Source organism: Micromonospora sp. NPDC005205 (genome assembly GCF_040608275.1).
In the GTDB taxonomy this organism is placed as follows: Bacteria; Actinomycetota; Actinomycetes; order Mycobacteriales; family Micromonosporaceae; genus Micromonospora.
On the sequence record NZ_JBEXHV010000011.1, the window covers coordinates 162,943 to 178,642 of the forward strand.

The following is a 15,700-nucleotide window of genomic DNA, read 5'->3' on the forward strand; positions in this document are numbered from 1 at the left end:
ACCACGGTTGAAGGTCCCGCAGCACCGCCGACTCACGCCTCGACGGGCTTGCGGCGGCTCACCACCCGTTCGTAGAGGCGTTCCAGCGCACCGGCGGTCCGCTCCCAGGTGTAACTGCTGCGCACCCGGTCCACAGCGGCGTGCCCGTACGCGAACCGACCGGCGTTGTCGCCGAGCAGCCGGCGCAGCGACACTCCGAGTGCCCGTACGTCACCGGGGGGCACCAGGCGGCCGGTGACCTCGTCGACGACGGCGTCCGCCAGACCGCCCATCGCGTAGCCGATCACCGGCACACCGCAGGCCATCGCCTCCAGCGAGACCCGTCCGGCCGAGGAGTAGTGCGGCGTGCAGGCGACCACGTCCGCCGACCGGTACCAGGTGGCCATCTGGTCGTGCGGCACCGCCCCGACGAGCCGTACCTGGTCGACGACGCCGAGCTGTTCGGCCAACTCGCGCAGCCGTCGCGCCTCGGCGTGGTTGACCAACTGGTCGGCCGGCGGCCCGCCGGCGATCACCAGCTCGGCGTCACCGACCAGCCGCATGGCCCGGATCAGGTCCTCCTGGCCGTGCCCGGCGGCCAGCGAGCCCACCGAGAGGATCCGGGACCGCTGTTCGCGCGGTGCCGCCTCGCCGTCGGGATGGAACAGGTCGATGTCGACGCCGGCCGGCACCAACGCGACCGAGCTGCGTTGCAGACCCATCCGGGTCAGCTCGTCGACCTCGTCGTTGGACTGGGCCACGGCGATGTCGACGGCCCGGGTCAACGCGCGCTCCAGCGTGATCCGCTGGCCCGGCCCGTCGTAGTGACCACCCAGGTGACGCAGCTGTTCGATGCCGAGCGAGTGGAACGTCTGCACCACCGGAATGTCGGTCTCCCGGACGGCGTGCGCGGCGGCCAGGCCACCGACCCAGTAGTGCCCGTGCACCACCTCGGGCCGCCAGGACCCCGACCACTCGTCGGCCAGCCAGCGGCCGACCTCCGTCACGTACGGGATCAGCTCGGCGGTGGGCAGTGGGGTGGGCGGGCCGGCGGGCACCTGGTGCACCTGGTAGCCGTCGACGTTCATCGTCGCCGGCAGCGTCGGGTCGTCCCGGCGCACGTAGAGCCGGACGTCATGGCCTCGCTCGGCCAGCTCGGCGGCGACCCTCGCGGTGTGCTGTCGGGTGCCTACGGGCGGGCCGTCGGCGTGGCGGTAGGAACTGGCGTGCGCGCAGACGAGGCCGACGCGCATGGGTCACCTCCCTGCGATCTTTCCTCGGCGGTGGTCCTCCCGGTCAGAGCGTCCCATTAACCCCGCGACGCTGAGCCGAAACCTGGCAGATCAGGAAGAGTCCCCGCGAGTGCCACCGACACTTGCGCCACGGCAAGCACACGCGACACGCGACAGCACTTCGACGATGATCGACAAGCCGTCGTCGGTGTGACCAGGCCCGGCCGGGGGTACCGCTCAGAAATGCCGCTGACCCGCAGTCTCGACGATTCGACAGTGGTGATCACCGGTGCGTCCAGCGGGATCGGCACGGCGACCGCGTACGCGCTGGCCCGCCGTGGTGCCGCCGTCGTGCTGGCCGCCCGCAGCGAGCCGGCCCTGCTACAGGTCGCACAGCGCTGCCGGGAGTTGGGCGGCCGGGCGCTGGTCGTACCGACCGACGTCACCGAGTTGGAGTCGGTGCGGCGGCTGGCCGACCAGGCGGCGGCCGAGTTCGGCCGGATCGACGCCTGGGTGAACAACGCCGCGGTGAGCGCGGTGGGACTGTTCGACGAGATCCCGGTCGCCGAGTTCCGCCGGGTGCTGGAGGTCAACCTGCTAGGAACGGTGCACGGCATCAAGGCGGCCCTGCCCTACCTGGGTGCCGCCGGCGGCGGTGTACTGGTCAACAACGCCTCGGTGCTGGCCGAGGTGGCAATGCCGTACCAGTCGGCGTACAACGCCACCAAGCACGGCATCCGTGGGCTGGCCGACACCGTCCGACAGGAGCTGCGGGTCACCGGTCGCGGTCACATCTCCGTCTGCACCGTGCTGCCCGCCACGATCGACACCCCGTTCTTCCGGCACACCGGCAACCACAGCGGGCGGGAGCTGGTGCCACCCCCTCCGATCTACCCGCCGGAGGTGGTGGCCGAGACCATCGTCCGGCTGCTGCGGCGGCCTCGCCGCGAGGCGTACGCCGGCGGCGCCGCCCGGCTGATCGGCCTGCAGTGGCGGCTGGCGCCCGCGCTGGTCGAGCGCACCCTCGGCTGGTACGCCCACCGGACCCAGTTCGGCCCGGGTGCCCGGGTGGACAGCAGCGGCAACGTGTTCCACAGCGATGCTCAGGCGCGCCAGGACGGTGGCTGGCACGGTCGGCGGCGACAGTTGGCGCGGATGACCGCCGCGTTCGGTCTGGCCGCCGCCGGCACCGCTGTCGGCACCCTGGCGGCCATCAACCGCCGTTCCCGGTCGGACCGCTGATGGCCGATGTCGAGCGCCCGAATGCGCTGACCGTCACCGGCGCGCACAATGGGGCGATCATGTCGAGCTGTCTCGTGGAAATCGACGAGTCGTCAGCGGTGGTCCGACTGACCGGCGTGCTCGATGCCGCCGGTGCCGAGGCGGTACGCGGCGCGCTGCTCGCCCGTCTGCTGGCCCGGCCCGGCCCGGTGGTGGCCGACGTGACCGGCCTGCGGGTCGTCGACGCGGCCGGACGCGGCGTCTTCGCCGACGTACGCCGGGAGGTCGCCGACTGGCCCGCCGCGGACCTGCTGCTGTGTGACCCGGCGGTCGACGGGCCCGCCCAGCCGGACGCCGCGCTCGCCGGGGTGCCGGCCTGGCCGACGCTCGACGGGGCGCTGGCCGCTGTGGCGGCGACACCACTGGCGGCGGTCCTCACCGCCGAGCTGGCTCCGACGGTGGGCGCCGCCAGGCAGGCTCGCGAACTGGTCAACACCGGTTGCGAGCGCTGGGGTATGCCGACGCTCACCGACCCGGCGTGCATCGCGATCACCGAGATGGTCAACAACGTGGTGGCGCACGCCCGGACCCCGATGACGGTTCGGCTGGCACCCCGGGAGACCACCCTGCACCTGGCGGTTCGCGACCACTCCCCGCGTCAGCCGACGTTCGCCGGGATTTCCCCACCAGACCGGGCCGGCGGTCGGGGACTGCTGCTGATCGACACGGTGGCCCGCCGCTGGGGCAGCACTGCCGTACCGGACGGCAAGGTCGTCTGGTGTGTGCTGCACCCCGACGACGAGGCCGCCTGACGGGGCTTTCGCCGTCGGCGCCCGATTCGGCGCCGTACCGTCGACTGCCGCCCGGTTACGGCGGCAGGGCAGCGGGTAGTGATCAGACATGCGCGACAACGAGTACCCGACCCCCGTGTCCGACACCGAGGCGCAAGGGCTGCCCGACACCGCCGATGACGACTCGACCGCCAACGACGACGTCCTCACCGGGCGCGAGGCGGACGGCCCGGACCCGGCCCAACTGCCCGGCGACCGGACGCCGGTGGCGGTGGACCGGTTCGGCACGACCGCCGAGGAGCAGCTCGACGGTGAGTCGTTGGACTACAAGCTCGGCCGCGAGGTCTACGAGCGCCCGGCGGACGACCCGCTGGCCGGCACCATCGACCCGAAGATCGCCTTCGAGGCGGACAACCTGGAAGCCGCGGCGGAGGCTCAGCTGGACGCCGACGTGATGGATCCCGGGCCGACCTCGGACCCGAACTCACCGGTCTCCCTCTATGACCACGGTCAGCTCGGCACCGTTGCCGACGCCACAGTGGGCCGGCTGGTGGAACCCGACGAGGGGGCGCACACCGACCAGGAGACCGACTCGGTGGCGTACGACGCCGGATCGGCCGGGGGCGGAGCCACCGCCGAGGAGCTGGCCATCCACGAGACGGAGCCGCCGCGCTCGGTCTGACGTCGCTCAGTCGTCCAGACCGCGTTCGATGGCGTACCGGGTCAGCTCGACCCGGTTGTGCAGTTGCAGCTTGCCCAGGGTGTTCTGCACGTGGTTCTGCACAGTGCGGTGCGACAGGCCGAGGCGCTGGGCGATCTGCTTGTACGACATCCCCTTCGCCACCAGCCGCAGCACCTCCGTCTCCCGTTCGGTGAGCTGGGGCGTCGCGGGTTCGGCAGCGCCGGCCGGGCCGGTCCCCCGCCCCGGTCCGGCGGCCAGCCGGCGGTACTCGCCGAGCACCAGCCCGGCCAGGCCGGGAGTGAAGACCGTGTCGCCGGCCGCGGTGCGGTGCACCGCCTCCAGGAACTCGGCGGGCGCTGTCGACTTCACCAGATAACCGGTGGCCCCGGCCTTCACCGCGTCCAGCACGCTCTGCTGTTCGCCGCTGGCGCTGAGCATCAGCACCCGTACGGCGGGCAGCGCCGCGCGCAACCCCAGGATCACCTCGACGCCGGAGATGTCGGGTAGTTGCAGGTCGAGGACGACGACGTCGGGCTGGGCCGCGGCGGCCACCCGGATGGCCTGTCGTCCCTCGCCGCTGGTCGCCACCACCAGGAAACCAGCCTCGGTCAGGTCGCGGGCCACGCCCTCCCGCCACATCGGATGGTCGTCCACCACCATCACTCGGACCGGGTTCGCCGCCGTCACCTCGGCACGCTCAGCTCGATCTCGGTGCCCGCCTCGGGGGCGGACACGATCCGCACGGTGCCGCCCACGTCGACCACCCGTCCCCGAATCGACTGGGTCACGCCGAGCCGACCCTGGGCGGCCGCCTCGTCCAGCCGGCCATCCGGAATGCCCGGCCCCTCGTCGCGGATCGACACGGTCACCGTCGCCCCCTCGTCCTCGATCAACACCCAGGCCCGCCCGCCGGCGTGCCGCCCCACGTTGTCCAGGGCCGCGCCGGTCGCGGCGGCCAACTCAGCGGCCACCCGTCGGGGCAGCGGCACCGGGCTGGCCGGGGCGGACAGCGCCACCGCCGCCGAGGCGTACCGGCCGAGCAGGGTCCGCAGGTCCACCGCCTCGCCGCCGTCCGGGAGGCTCGCGGCGGCCGGGCCGGCCCCGGCGATCAGCGCCCGCAGAGCAACCTCCTGCTCGCCGGCCAGTCGGGCCAGCTCGCCGGCCTCCCCGGGCAGGTCGGCGCCGCGCCGCTGCACCAGCGCCAGCACCTGGAGCACCGAGTCGTGAATGTCCCGGGCCAGCCGCTCCCGCTCCCGGGTGGCGGCCTCCAGCTCCACCGCGCGCTGCAACCGCTCCTCGGCGCTCACCGCGAGTCGGGCCACATGCCCGACCACCACCCCGGCGAGCAGCATCAGGATCACCCCGGTGAACGAGGACTGACCGATCCGCTCCCTGGTGGCCAGGTCCGCGCCGGCGACCAGCAGCGCGGCGACAGTGCCCCGCCGCCGGCCACCGGAGACGGCCCAGGCCAGCACCGGGCCGGCCATCCAGGCCACCCCCAGGGTGGGTACGCCGTGGGCGAGCGCCGTCCGGCCGACCACCCACGGGGTGGCCAGCACGATGGCCACCACCACCCCGAGGTCGGCCAGCAGCAGCGGCCAGCGCCGCCAGGTCGGCCGGGCGTACCCGACCGCTGTCGCGCCCGTCCAGGCGATCATCAGAAGGATCAGGGCACCGACGGCGTACGGGTGGGCGTACCGGTCGGCGTCGCGCACCGCGAGCACGCAGACGTACGCCAGGGAGGCCAGTCTGAACACGGTGAGCGCACGCCACAGCGGCACCTCGAACCCACCCGGCGGCGACGGCATGGCGGTCAGGATGCCACAACCGGGCCGGCACACGGCGAGCAGCGAGTGCGGTTCAGGAAACCCTGACGTACGGTGGAAAAGCCGCGAATTACTCCGAGATGTGCCGCCGGGACGGGCCCATGACAAACGCAGATCCGCACGCACCGCGTACGGTTGTGCCCATCGAACCTGCCCTCCTGATCGCCGAAGCCTTTGACCAGGCCCAGGTGACCGAGATTCGACACTCGGTCACCTCCTGCGCGCATGCCTCCGGCCTCAGCGGCCAACGGCTGGACGACTTCGTGCTCGCGATCAACGAGTTGATCACCAACGCGGTGCGGCACGGCGGCGGGCGCGGCTGGCTGCGACTCTGGCACGAGTCGGGTGCGCTGGTCTGCGAGGTCGCCGATCACGGGCACGGGATCAGCCCGCAACGCCTCGGCGACCGCAGTCGGCCCGCCCCGGACACCGCCGGCGGCTGGGGCCTCTGGCTGGCCCGCGAGCTGAGCGACGCGATGGAAGTGGTCACCGGCACCGCCGGCACCACCGTCCGCATAACCACCGGCCTGACCAGCCACAACCACACCCCGCACTAACCCACCCCCGGCCTGACCGCCCCACCCCGCTCCGCCTCGCCACGCCGCGTTTCGCCACGCCCCGGCCCGGCCCGCTCCGTCGATCACGGAGTTGTAGTGGGTGACAAAGTCCTCGAATGACACCAAAACGGGCACCATAACTCCATGATCCACCGGGCGTGGCCGCGATCTTGCACTTACTGTCCCGACATTGGTGGCACTCCACGCTTTTCGACAACCGAAACTGCAAGATCGGCGGAGGCAGGTACGGCGCGGGGCAGGGCGCAAGGCCCGCGGGGCAGGGCGCAAGGCCCGCGGGGCAGGGCGCAAGGTGCGCGGGTCGGTCAGGCGAAGAGGGCTGAGACGGATTCTCCGTTGTGGATTCGGCGCGTCGCCTCGGCCAGGGCGGGGGCCACCGACAGGACCTGCAGCTTGGGGACCCGCTTGGCGGCCGGGATGGGCACCGTGTTGGTGCAGACGATCTCCAGGACGCCGTCCTGGTCGCTGAGCCGCTGCAACGCGTCGCCGGAGAAGAGGCCGTGCGTGCAGGCGAGCCGGATCGACCGGACCTTCAGACCGCGCAGATGCTCCATCAGCTCGACCACCGTGCTGCCCTTGGCGATCTCGTCGTCCAGCACGATGACGTCCCGGTCGGTCACGTCGCCGATCACCGCGCTGATCTTGACCAGGTCGTCGCTGAACCTCTGCTTCGCCCCGGCCGCGACCGGAGTGCCGAGCAGCCGGGCGAAGGCTGCGGCCTCCTTGGCGTTGCCCAGGTCGGGCGAGACCACCACGGTGTTGCTGAGGTCGTAGCGCCGGAAGTGGGTGGCTAGCTCCCGCAGCGCGTGCAGGTGATCCACCGGCACGCTGAAGAAGCCGTGCACCTGCGGCGAGTGCAGGGTCATCGCGAGCACCCGGTCCGCCCCGGCCGAGGTGAGCAGGTCGGCGACGAGCCGCGCGCCGATCGAGATCCGTGGGGCGTCCTTCTTGTCCGAGCGGGCGTACGCGTAGTGCGGCAGCACCACGGTGATCCGACCGGCGGAGGCGCCCCGGGCGGCGTCGATCATCAGTAGCAGCTCGACCAGGTGCTCCTGCACCGGCGGCACCAACGGCTGGATCAGGAAGACGTCCCGCTCCCGGCAGTTGGCCTGCAACTGGACTTCCAGACAGTCGTTCGCGAACCGGGAGACCCGCACCGGGTGCAGCGGCACCCCCAGGTGGGCGCAGATCTCGGCAGCCAGGTCGGGATGGGCGGTTCCACTGAAAACTGCGATGTCGCGCACGTTCGCACATCGTAGGGGAAGCCGACGGCCGCCGACGGCGGCGGGCCGGAACCCGCCGTGACGCCTGTCGCGCCGCGCCGCAGTCCGGGTACGGTGCTGCGGTGACCCCCCAGTACGTCGCCGCCATCGACCAGGGCACCACTTCCTCGCGGTGCATCGTCTTCGACCGGGCCGGGGACATCGTCGCCGTGGCCCAGCGCGAGCACCGGCAGATCTTCCCCCGACCGGGGTGGGTGGAGCACGACGCCGAGGAGATCTGGGACAACGTCGAGCAGGTGGTCGCCGAGGCGCTGCGGGCCGCCGGCACCGACGCGTCCGGGCTGGCCGCTGTCGGCATCACCAACCAGCGGGAGACCACCGTCGTCTGGGACCGGGCCACCGGCCGCCCGGTGGCCAACGCCATCGTTTGGCAGGACACCCGGACGGGGCCGCTGCTGCGCGAGCTTGCGTCGGCGTACGGCGAGGAGCGGTTCCGGGCCCGCACGGGCCTGCCGCTGGCCACCTATTTCGCCGGGCCGAAGCTGCGCTGGCTGCTCGACGAGGTCGAGGGCCTGCGCGAGCGCGCCGACCGCGGCGAGGTGCTCTTCGGCACCATGGACAGCTGGCTGATCTGGAAGCTGACCGGCGAGCACGTCACCGATGTGACTAACGCCAGCCGGACCATGCTGATGGACCTCACGACCCTCGACTGGGCCCCGGATCTGCTGGACGCGATGGGTGTTCCGGCGGCGATGCTGCCGGAGATCCGCTGCTCCGCCGAGGTGTACGGCACGGCGAGGGGGGTGCTCGCCGGGGTGCCGGTGGCCAGTGCGCTCGGCGACCAGCAGGCCGCCCTGTTCGGGCAGACCTGCTTCCAGCCGGGTGAGGCGAAGTGCACCTACGGCACCGGCAGCTTCCTGCTGCTCAACACCGGCGCCACCCCGGTCCCGTCGACGCACGGTCTGCTCACCACCGTCGCCTACCGGATCAAGGACCAACCACCGGCGTACGCCCTAGAAGGCGCCATCGCGGTCACCGGCTCGCTGGTGCAGTGGCTGCGGGACAACCTCGGGCTGATTTCCACGGCCGCCGAGGTGGAGGAGTTGGCCAGCACCGTGAACGACAACGGCGGCTGCTACGTGGTGCCGGCGTTCTCGGGACTGTTCGCCCCGCACTGGCGCAGCGACGCCCGGGGGGTCATCGCGGGCCTGACCGGTTACATCACCAAGGGACACCTGGCGCGTGCGGCGCTGGAGGCGTCGGCGTGGCAGACCCGCGAGGTGGTCGACGCGATGAACGCCGACTCTGACGTGGCGCTGCGTCGTCTCCGGGTGGACGGCGGGATGACCGCGAACGGCCTGCTCATGCAGTTCCTCGCCGATGTGCTCGACGTGCCGGTGGTCCGTTCCCGGATCACCGAGACCACCTGCCTGGGTGCCGCGTACGCGGCCGGTCTGGCGGTCGGCTTCTGGCCGGACCTGGCCACACTGCGGGCGCAGTGGCGCTCCGACGCGCAGTGGGAGCCGGCCATGGCTCCGGACCTGCGCGAGAAAGAGCTGCGCCAGTGGCGCAAGGCAGTGCAGCGCACCCTCGACTGGGTGGAGTGAGCCGGTCACTCCCAGCGGTTGCCGGTGAGCTTCTCGTAGACGTCGATGTAGCGGGCCCGGGTCGCCTCGACCACCTCGGCCGGCATGTCCGGGGCGGGGGCCTGCTTGTTCCAGCCGCTGCCGGTGGCCCAGTCCCGCACGTACTGCTTGTCGTAGGAGAACTGCACCCGGCCCGGCTGGTACGACTCGGCCGGCCAGAACCGCGACGAGTCGGAGGTGAGCAGTTCGTCGGCGAGGACCAGGGTGCCGTCCGGCGCCCAACCCAGCTCGATCTTGGTGTCGGCGACCAGGATGCCCCGGTCGGCGGCCAGCTCGGCGCCGCGCCGATAGATGTCGATGGTGATCTGCCGGAGCCGCTCGGCGGTGGCCTGACCCACCTTGTCCACCACGTCGTCGTACGTGATGGGCTCGTCGTGCTCGCCGGCCGGGGCCTTGCTCGACGGCGTGAAGATCGGCTCGGGCAGGATCGATGCCTCGCCGAGCCCGCGCGGCAGCTCCACGCCGGAGACCGCGCCGGTCTTCTCGTACTCCCGCAGGCCGCCGCCGGTCAGGTAACCGCGGGCGACGCATTCGACCGGGAGCATGTCCAGCCGCTGGCAGCGGATGGCCCGCCCGGCGAACTCGGCGGGCACGTCGGTGGCCGAGATGACGTGGTTCGGCACGAGGTCGGCGAGCTGCTCGAACCACCAGAGCGAGAGCGCGGTGAGCAGACGACCCTTGTCCGGGATCGGCGTCGGCAGCGCCACGTCGTAGATCGAGATGCGATCCGAGGCCACCAGGATCAGGTCGTCGCCGTCGGCGTAGACGTCCCGGACCTTGCCCGAGTGCAGAAGTTCCACGCGCCCTAGTACACCACGCGAGATCGCGGGGCCTGATTCGACCACCCGGCCGAGGGTGACCGGACGGACGTTGACACCTTCGTGTGCTGCCTGCGTGAATGGTCCGACCGCCACCCCCGTAGGTCCAGGAGAGCCCCGTGCCCGTTGTTCGCCCCTCGCTCGACCGCCTCGGCGCGGACCCGGGTCGGCGCCGACTGCTCAGCGCGCTGCTCGGCGCACCTCTGCTCGCGTCCGGCGGGCTGGCGGGGTGCAGCGACGACGCCGCCACCTCGACCCAGGACGGGCCCGTCGAGCTGTCGGTCTTCTGGTGGGGTGGCACCAAGCGGGCGGAGCTCACCGAGAAGGCGCTGCGGCTCTACTCGGATCGCAACCCCCGGGTCACCTTCCGGGTCACCTGGCAGGGCGCCGACGGCTACTACGACCGGCTGGCCACCCAGGCGGGCGGCGGGAACGTACCGGACCTGATCCAGATCGACGACGCCATGCTGACCGAGTACACCCAACGTCAGGTCATCCTCGACCTCACCGACCACCACCTGGATCTTCGGGGCCTGCCGGAGGGTCTGATCCGCTACGGCACGGTGGAGGGGCGGACGATGGCGGTGGCCGCCGGGCAGACCCACGCCGTGGTGGTGTTCAACCGGGACCTGCTGCGGGAGCTGGAGATGCCGGAGCCCCGCGCCGGGATGACCTGGCCCGACTACATCTCCTGGGCCACGCAGGTCACCGAGGCCAGCGACCGCCGGGTGGCCGGCACGATGGACGGTTCAGGCGACTACCGGGCACTCTGGCTCTGGTTGAGGTCGCAGGGCGGCGAGTTCTACCGGGGCAACCAGCTCGGCTTCGGCGCGGACGAGCTGATCGCGTGGTTCGAGTTGTGGCAGCGCGCGCGTCGGGACCGGGCCACGCCGAGTGCGGCCCTGGTCGAGCAGGCCGACAGCGGCGAGCCGGCCCGGCAACTGGTGGTGAGCGGGGCGACGGCGGCGTCCTTCGCCTGGTCGCACCAGCTACCGGAGCTGCAACGACTCACCGAGTCCGAGTTGGGCATCGTCGGCTTCCCCGGCCCACCGGGGGCTCAGTGGGCGCGGGCGTCGATGTACTGGGCAGGGTTCCGGGGCACCCGCCACCCGGACACGGTCGCCGACGTGATCAACTTTCTGACCACCAATGGTGAGGTCGGCGCCGTTCTCGGCCACGAACGTGGGCTGAACGCCAGTGCCCAGGTCCGCCGCTACGCCGAGGGCAGCATCACCGACCCGGCCCAGCGACGTGCCGCCGAGTTCGGTGCCAGCATCGCCGACCTGCTCGGGCCGGCGCCGGCGCCGCCACCCCAGGGGCACGCCAAGGTGCGCACCCTGCTGGTCGCCGCCGCGGAGCGCATCCGCGTCAAGCGCGACGGCACCCGCGAGGCCACCGCGCGTTTCCTGTCCCAGGCCATCGCGGCCCTGGCGGCGGTGAGCACCGGCGGCCAGACCGGAACCGGCCGCTGGTGACCCTCCGGCGTCGCAGGCGCGGCCAGCGCAGCGAGCGCGGTCAGCGCGGCGGGCCACCCCGGCGGTTACGCATCAGACGCAACACCAGGAACACCACGATCGCGACCACCACCAGGCAGCAGAGCAGCGGGAGCACCCCGAAGCCACTGCGGCCTCGCCGCCGGGCGGCCTCCACCACGAGTTCGCCAGTGCCCGTCGACGCCCAGGCTGCGACCGGCACGAAGACCGCCAGTACGACCGCACCGAAGACCGCGCTCAGGCGGCCCCACCACTTACCGAATGAAGACATGTGCCCATCCTCGCCGAAGGGCGCAACCTCGGCACGTCGGTCCACGCCGAATCATGGGACCGGATGGTGCGGAAGCTCCCCGGCTGGTGCGCAACGCGCTCGCAACGTCCCGGCAAAGATGATGATCTTTACATGAATCTCTCGAGGTGATCGGATTCGCCTCATGCTCACCTCTTTAGGCAGTGCGCGGATCTCTCGCACCCGAAGATCTGCGGCGGCAGCGGTCGGCGTCACAGTCGTCGCCGCTCTCCTCACCCCCACGGCGGCGCACGGCGCCCCACCACCCCCACCGCCGCCGACGAGACCCGCTCCGAGCGGCGACGCGGACCGCACCCCCGTCACGGTCACTCTGATCACCGGCGACCGGGTGACGGTGACCCCGGGGGTCCACGGCGCAACCGAATCGGTGGACGTCAAGCGCGCCCCGGGCGCCACCGGCTCCGTACGCATCTCCACTGAGGGCCGGGACACCTACGTGTACCCGGACGAGGCGTTGCCGTACCTCGCCACCGGTCGACTCGACAAGCAGCTGTTCGACGTCACCCAGCTCATCGCCCAGGGCTACGACGACGCGCGGACCGCCGACCTTCCCCTGATCCTCACCCGCACGACGGGTACGGCGAAGCTCAGGACCGGCACCACGCTGCCGGGCGCGCAGACCACGCTGGAGCTGCCATCCGTCCGTGGTGAGGCGATCCGCACCCGCCGATCGCAGGCGGCGGACTTCTGGTCGGCCCTCACCAGTGGACAGTCGCCGACCGGCCGCAGCGCTGCCACCCCGGCGCCCTCCTTCGCGGCCGGCGTCGACAAGGTGTGGCTCGACGGCAAGGCGAAGGCCACCCTGGCCGACACCACCGCCCAGATCGGCGCGCCTGCGGCGTGGGCCGCGGGTGGCACCGGCAGCGGCGTCCGGGTCGCCGTCCTGGACAGCGGAGTGGACACCACCCACCCGGATCTCGCCGACCAGGTGGTGGCCTCCCGAAGCTTCATCGCCGGCCAGGACGTGATCGACCGGAACGGGCACGGCACCCACACCGCGTCCACCGTCGCCGGGACGGGCGCCGCCTCCGGCGGCAAGGAACGAGGCGTGGCCCCCGACGCCGACCTGGTGATCGGCAAGGTCCTCGACGAGTACGGCAGCGGGTCCATCTCGGGGATCATCGCGGGCATGGAGTGGGCGGCACGGGCCGAGCACGCCAAAGTGATCAACATGAGCCTCGGCGTGAGCGCCTGGCACACCCAGGACGACCCGCTGAGCCAGGCCGTCAACCAGCTGACCGCCGAGACGGGTGCGCTCTTCGTCGTGGCCGCCGGCAACAGCGGGCCAGACCCGTACACCCTCGGTGCGCCAGGCACCGCGGACGCCGCGCTGACCATCGGCGCGGTGGACACCTCCGACCACCTGGCGGGCTTCTCCAGCGTCGGGCCCCGGATGAACGACGAGGCCCTCAAGCCCGACATGACCGCACCCGGGGTGGACGTGCTGGCGGCACGCTCGCAGCACATCCCCTGGGGCGAGGGCTACTACTACACCGACAGTGGCACCTCGATGGCAGCGCCGCACGTCGCCGGGGCGGCCGCCCTGCTGGTGCAGAAGCACCCGTCCTGGAGCGCGCGGCAGCTCAAGGACGCGCTGATGGGCACCAGCGTCCGCACGCCCGACTACGACGCCTACCAGGCCGGTAGCGGTCGGTTGAACGTCGCCGCCGCCTACCACCAGGACCAGATCGTCGCGTCCGGGTCGGTGGACGCCGGACTCGTCGGTTGGGGCAGCGCGCCACAGCCGATCAAGCGGACGATCACCTACGCCAACACGACGGACAGCCCGATCGCGTTGGAGCTCTCCGTCGATCACGGCACCGCCCCCGTGCAGACGTTCACGGCAACCGCCGACCGCGTCACGGTGCCCGCTCGGGCCAGCGCGACTGTCGACGTCGTGGTGGCCCCGGCCGGCCTCTCCCCCGGCAGGTACTCCGCCCAGGTCACCGCCCGCTTCGCCGCCGGCGAGGTGCACACGGCCGTCGGGGTCGCCGTCGAGTCCAAGAAGTACGACCTCACCATCCACCTGAAGGACCGCGCTGGCCAGCCCATGAGCGGCGAGGTCGAGGTCGTCAACGCCGAGACCGGCTCCGCCTTCATGTGGGTGCCGGACGGAAAGCTCACCGCCCGCCTGGCGCCCGGCTCCTACACCGTCGTCGCGGCGGCGGACGTGGAGGGTCTGCACGGGCCCCGCTCTCTCGGGCTCGCGATGCTGACCGCTCCCGAGGTCGACCTGACGACCAACCGGGTAGTGGAACTCGACGCCGCGCAGGCCCGCCAGGTGAAGGTGGCGACGCCCCAGCCGACCGCCGTCGTCAACAGTCGAATCGATGTCTACCGCTCCTTCACCTCGAGCGAGCCGACGCCCACCGACTGGAGCGCCCTGCGCGAGACGTTCTGGCCGGGTGCCGCCTACGACAGCCTGTGGGCCCTGCCGACCAGGGACAAGGTGCGCAAGGGCAGCTTCGTCTTCACCACCCGGATCCGCGCCGAGCAGACGCCACTGGCGATCAGCTACCAGGGCCGGCAGCTCAGCGACCCGCTCGCCCAGCCCGGTTCCCCGCCCCTGCCCGACGGCACCTCGCGCCTGGACGCCGTCTTCGCGGGTGCCGGCGGCACCGCCGACTACGCCGGCCTGGCCGCCCGCGGCAAGGCCGTGGTGGTCCGCGGCAACGAATCGGTGACCCCCACGGACCAGGCAGCGGCGGCGCACACCGCCGGCGCGGCGATGCTCGTCGTGGTCAACGACCGCGCGGGTCGCCGGAGCGAGTGGTACGGCAACTCCGACGCCGTGACGACCGGACCGATCCCGGTGGCCTCGGTGACAATGGACGAGGGCGAGGCGTTGATCCAGAAGATCACCGCCGCCGGCCGCAACCCGGTCCGACTGGTAGTGGTCGCCCACCCCCGGGCGAAGTACCTGTACGACCTTGTGGACTACCACAGGGGCGGGGTGCCGAAGGACCCGTCCGCCAAGACCGACCCGCGCAACCTCGCCCGGATCGATCTCACCTTCTCCCCGCCGCCGGGGAAGCAGTCCAGCGAGACCCGGATGGACTTCCCGCCGTACGAGTACGCGGCGGCACGGCCGTTCCCGTTCGAGCCGGTCGCGCCGGGGCCGCGTACCGACTGGGTCTCCGCGGGTGGCGGCATCAAGTGGATGCAGTACGCCGACGTCGCCGACTGGGCGCGGTCCAACACGGAGGCCATCGCCTACCGGCCGGGCAGTGTCCAGAAGGACCGCTGGTTCGGGCCCATCACCCGGCCACGGATGCTCAGCACCGAGATCCCGTTCCGTGGTGAGACCGCCATGAGCGCCTACATCCAGGGCTTCGGCGACGCGGGCGCCGCCCACAGCGGCGGGGCCAGCATGTCGCAGATCGCCACGTTCTATCAGGGCGACAAGCAGCTGACCCAGTTCGACGGCTGGCCGGAGATCGGCGCGGGTGAGCTGTCGCCGGAGAAGCTGCCGTACCGACTGGTCGTCGAGACCAAGGGCAAGCCCGAGTTCAGCCCGTACTCGACCGCCACGCACACCGAGTGGAGCTTCATCTCCGGCGGCACCACCGAGGTGCAGGCCATCCCGTTGGTCCAGCTGGACTACGGGACGGACGTGGACTTCGCGGGTCGGACGAAGCGCCGGACCGACTTCTCGATCACGCCAGTGGTGGTGGGCAGCACCAAGGCTCGGGATGCCGTGTCGTCACTTGAGTTGGAAATCTCCTACGACAACGGAGTGACCTGGCAGCGGCAGAACCTGCGGGAGAAGAAGGGGACCTGGCAGGCGTCGTTGAACGCGCCGCCCCGGGCCGACTTCGTGTCTATCCGGGTCACCGCCAAGCAGCGCAACGGTGGCGGCGTCACCCAGAGCGTCACCCGGGCCTTCGGCCTGCGGTAGACCCCC

The 15,700-nt window shown here is 71.9% G+C and carries 13 protein-coding genes; 7 read left to right on the forward strand and 6 right to left on the reverse strand.

Features of this window, described 5'->3' with window-relative positions:
• Positions 1-32: 32 nt before the first annotated feature.
• Positions 33-1,232: a glycosyltransferase gene (locus ABZU43_RS21040; protein ID WP_355008166.1), complete on the reverse strand. Its 1,200-nt coding sequence runs from the start codon at positions 1,230-1,232 to the stop codon at positions 33-35.
• Positions 1,233-1,454: 222 nt separating this feature from the next.
• Here ABZU43_RS21040 and ABZU43_RS21045 point away from each other — a divergent pair, with 222 nt between their 5' ends.
• From ABZU43_RS21045 to ABZU43_RS21055, 3 genes are all read left to right on the forward strand, one after another.
• On the forward strand, positions 1,455-2,453 hold the full coding sequence (locus ABZU43_RS21045; RefSeq protein WP_355008167.1) for an SDR family oxidoreductase: 999 nt from the start codon (positions 1,455-1,457) through the stop codon (positions 2,451-2,453).
• On the forward strand, positions 2,453-3,244 hold the full coding sequence (locus ABZU43_RS21050) for an ATP-binding protein (protein ID WP_355008168.1): 792 nt from the start codon (positions 2,453-2,455) through the stop codon (positions 3,242-3,244). Before ABZU43_RS21045 ends, ABZU43_RS21050 begins: the two co-directional genes overlap by 1 nt.
• An 88-nt stretch (positions 3,245-3,332) precedes the next feature.
• Entirely contained in the window at positions 3,333-3,905 is a 573-nt protein-coding gene (locus tag ABZU43_RS21055) for a DUF5709 domain-containing protein (RefSeq protein WP_355008169.1), read from the forward strand.
• Between the two features lie 6 nt (positions 3,906-3,911).
• On the opposite strand, the gene ABZU43_RS21060 is transcribed toward ABZU43_RS21055, so the two are convergent.
• A complete protein-coding gene (locus ABZU43_RS21060; RefSeq protein WP_355008244.1) occupies positions 3,912-4,565 on the reverse strand; it encodes a response regulator transcription factor in 654 nt (217 codons plus the stop codon).
• 23 nt (positions 4,566-4,588) lie between these two features.
• Positions 4,589-5,713, reverse strand: a complete 1,125-nt coding sequence (locus ABZU43_RS21065) for a DUF5931 domain-containing protein (protein WP_355008170.1) — start codon at positions 5,711-5,713, stop codon at positions 4,589-4,591.
• A 119-nt stretch (positions 5,714-5,832) separates the two neighbouring features.
• On the opposite strand from ABZU43_RS21065, the gene ABZU43_RS21070 reads away from it, so the two are divergent.
• Positions 5,833-6,288 carry an ATP-binding protein gene (locus ABZU43_RS21070; RefSeq protein WP_355008171.1) on the forward strand — a complete coding sequence of 152 codons (456 nt, stop codon included), beginning with the start codon at positions 5,833-5,835 and terminating at the stop codon, positions 6,286-6,288.
• 323 nt (positions 6,289-6,611) lie between these two features.
• On the opposite strand, the gene ABZU43_RS21075 is transcribed toward ABZU43_RS21070, so the two are convergent.
• Positions 6,612-7,550, reverse strand: a complete 939-nt coding sequence (locus ABZU43_RS21075) for a ribose-phosphate pyrophosphokinase (RefSeq protein ID WP_091406120.1) — start codon at positions 7,548-7,550, stop codon at positions 6,612-6,614.
• 101 nt (positions 7,551-7,651) lie between these two features.
• On the opposite strand from ABZU43_RS21075, the gene glpK reads away from it, so the two are divergent.
• Positions 7,652-9,136 carry a glycerol kinase GlpK gene (gene glpK / locus ABZU43_RS21080; protein ID WP_355008172.1) on the forward strand — a complete coding sequence of 495 codons (1,485 nt, stop codon included), beginning with the start codon at positions 7,652-7,654 and terminating at the stop codon, positions 9,134-9,136.
• 5 nt (positions 9,137-9,141) lie between these two features.
• Here glpK and ABZU43_RS21085 read toward each other — a convergent pair whose 3' ends face one another.
• Positions 9,142-9,975, reverse strand: a complete 834-nt coding sequence (locus ABZU43_RS21085) for a phosphoribosylaminoimidazolesuccinocarboxamide synthase (RefSeq protein WP_355008173.1) — start codon at positions 9,973-9,975, stop codon at positions 9,142-9,144.
• A 137-nt stretch (positions 9,976-10,112) separates the two neighbouring features.
• On the opposite strand from ABZU43_RS21085, the gene ABZU43_RS21090 reads away from it, so the two are divergent.
• Positions 10,113-11,468, forward strand: coding sequence for an extracellular solute-binding protein (locus ABZU43_RS21090; RefSeq protein ID WP_355008174.1), 1,356 nt, complete (start codon positions 10,113-10,115; stop codon positions 11,466-11,468).
• Positions 11,469-11,508: 40 nt separating this feature from the next.
• Here ABZU43_RS21090 and ABZU43_RS21095 read toward each other — a convergent pair whose 3' ends face one another.
• Positions 11,509-11,757, reverse strand: coding sequence for a hypothetical protein (locus tag ABZU43_RS21095; RefSeq protein WP_030336617.1), 249 nt, complete (start codon positions 11,755-11,757; stop codon positions 11,509-11,511).
• A gap of 163 nt (positions 11,758-11,920) precedes the next feature.
• Here ABZU43_RS21095 and ABZU43_RS21100 point away from each other — a divergent pair, with 163 nt between their 5' ends.
• The gene (locus ABZU43_RS21100) at positions 11,921-15,694 is read left to right on the forward strand and encodes a S8 family serine peptidase (RefSeq protein WP_355008175.1); all 3,774 of its coding nucleotides are present in this window, start codon (positions 11,921-11,923) and stop codon (positions 15,692-15,694) included.
• The last annotated feature ends 6 nt before the right edge of the window (positions 15,695-15,700 follow it).

What these genes read in the sequence shown, in the direction of transcription:
- ABZU43_RS21100 (WP_355008175.1), top strand. Translation starts at nt 11,921, where the DNA reads ATGCTCACCTCTTTAGGCAGTGCGCGGATCTCTCGCACCCGAAGATCT.
- ABZU43_RS21040 (WP_355008166.1), bottom strand. Translation starts at nt 1,232, where the DNA reads ATGCGCGTCGGCCTCGTCTGCGCGCACGCCAGTTCCTACCGCCACGCC.
- ABZU43_RS21065 (WP_355008170.1), bottom strand. Translation starts at nt 5,713, where the DNA reads ATGCCGTCGCCGCCGGGTGGGTTCGAGGTGCCGCTGTGGCGTGCGCTC.
- ABZU43_RS21045 (WP_355008167.1), top strand. Translation starts at nt 1,455, where the DNA reads ATGCCGCTGACCCGCAGTCTCGACGATTCGACAGTGGTGATCACCGGT.
- ABZU43_RS21060 (WP_355008244.1), bottom strand. Translation starts at nt 4,565, where the DNA reads ATGGTGGTGGACGACCATCCGATGTGGCGGGAGGGCGTGGCCCGCGAC.
- ABZU43_RS21070 (WP_355008171.1), top strand. Translation starts at nt 5,833, where the DNA reads ATGACAAACGCAGATCCGCACGCACCGCGTACGGTTGTGCCCATCGAA.
- ABZU43_RS21050 (WP_355008168.1), top strand. Translation starts at nt 2,453, where the DNA reads ATGGCCGATGTCGAGCGCCCGAATGCGCTGACCGTCACCGGCGCGCAC.
- ABZU43_RS21095 (WP_030336617.1), bottom strand. Translation starts at nt 11,757, where the DNA reads ATGTCTTCATTCGGTAAGTGGTGGGGCCGCCTGAGCGCGGTCTTCGGT.
- ABZU43_RS21055 (WP_355008169.1), top strand. Translation starts at nt 3,333, where the DNA reads ATGCGCGACAACGAGTACCCGACCCCCGTGTCCGACACCGAGGCGCAA.